1 protein-coding gene is annotated in these 1,556 nt (G+C 63.3%); it reads right to left on the bottom strand.

All coding sequences use genetic code 11. The annotated features are described in order from the left end of the window. A partial coding sequence (locus AC1DP3_RS18250) for a hypothetical protein (RefSeq protein ID WP_477295777.1) occupies positions 1-765 on the bottom strand: 765 nt, incomplete at its 3' end. Positions 766-1,556 lie beyond the last annotated feature (791 nt).

Consider the following 1,556-nt stretch of genomic DNA (forward strand, 5'->3'; position numbering starts at 1 on the left):
CTTCTGCGAGATGAAGAGCGACTGCTGCCAAGATCGAAGCTCTGCAATCGCGATATCGAGAGCCGCATCGATTCGCCCCAAGAACGCGGACGGCCCCAGCGTGCTGACGTCGATCGGTTCTGTCCAAGAGAAATCACCGTCCGAATAGGCCGGGACAGCCCCATCCGGTCGCCGCTCCCAGGCAGCGTGATCCAGGAGCACGAGATGGGGCAGCTCGGGCGGTACCCCAATACAGTGCAGGGGCACCACGCACTCGGCGACCATTGCGAGACCCATGCCCATTTCACGCAGATCTGATGCGGCCATCCAGCCGCGATCGTCCTTGCGATCGAGCGCCGCGCGCTTGTCCTCATGCGGGATCAGCGGGTTCGCCCTGACCTCGGCGCCATCGCGCGCCAGTAGCTGCGCGAGTTTCATCGGAGCCTCGAGTTCTCGTTGAAGCGCAGACTCGCTGTACACCTGATGGAACATGATCGACGTGCGCACGAGCGATTTGTTGAATAGCGGGATCGGCTCCCCTTCGTCACGGTCCAGCATGACTTGATAAGGCACGACCCGTGGAAGACCGCCGTCACCTACCCGCTGAAGCAAGAGGTCGCCGGCGACCTCGCTCAACACTGTCGATTCGTCGTGTGAGACTCGTCGGTAGGTCGGAAGGGACACACCATCCTCCACGGGAAACGGCTCCGGAAGTTGGATCAGGAACACCGCCAGGAGTTCATCCGGATGACCGACCTGCCACTCGCCCTCGTCAGTGGGATTCACGGCCCTATCCTGCCTCGAGGACGGCAAGGTGCGAGGCGCGGCCAGCCATGAGAACCTGACCCCCCGATCCGCGAGAGCCCGTCGTTCACCGGTCTAGCGACCGCAATGCCCCGCCCCAGTGACACGCGCGGCGTTGGTGCGTCAACGCGCGCGAATCACGAGCTGTCGATCTCATTCAGGGCGCCACCTGTGGAAAGGTGGCGCACTGCAGCGGCGTCTGGCAGGCTCAACCGCGGAAACACGCGGCTCCGGACGCTCCAACGCGCCGACGCAGTGCGGGTGGCGCACCGCCAGAGGTCCCCTAAGGGTCCCCCTGGGGGACCCCTGGACGCCGAAAATGCCCTCGGGTGGATGTCTGAGGGCGGAATCATTCAACAAGAAAACCCCCGCTTTACCGGGGCTTCTTCTGCGGAGACGGAGGGATTTGAACCCTCGGTCCCCGTAAGGGGACTCCACCTTAGCAGGGTCATCAAATGCCCATCGCAGGGTAATGTATGCACCGATGGCGCTCCCCTCGCACACCAAACACACCATCATCTGCGGCGCCGGTACACGCTGAGTACACAAGGTCACCAAGCAGGACCTCGGGCTTCTGAGTTCACGACATCGTTCACAGCTGATGCGCGGATCGTGCTCGAAGTCGCGCCCGGGAAGGAAGCCTCCCGCAAATCCGCGATCGGATCGTGCAACTGCAACACGAACGTGCCCGGCAGCGCGGACTGCCGGGCACGTCGGGTTGGTGACTTAGCCCAGTGTCACTCTCAGCGCATTGAGCGCCTGGACGACTGCCG

The sequence above is a fragment of the Microbacterium sp. P5_B6 genome, assembly GCF_056400345.1.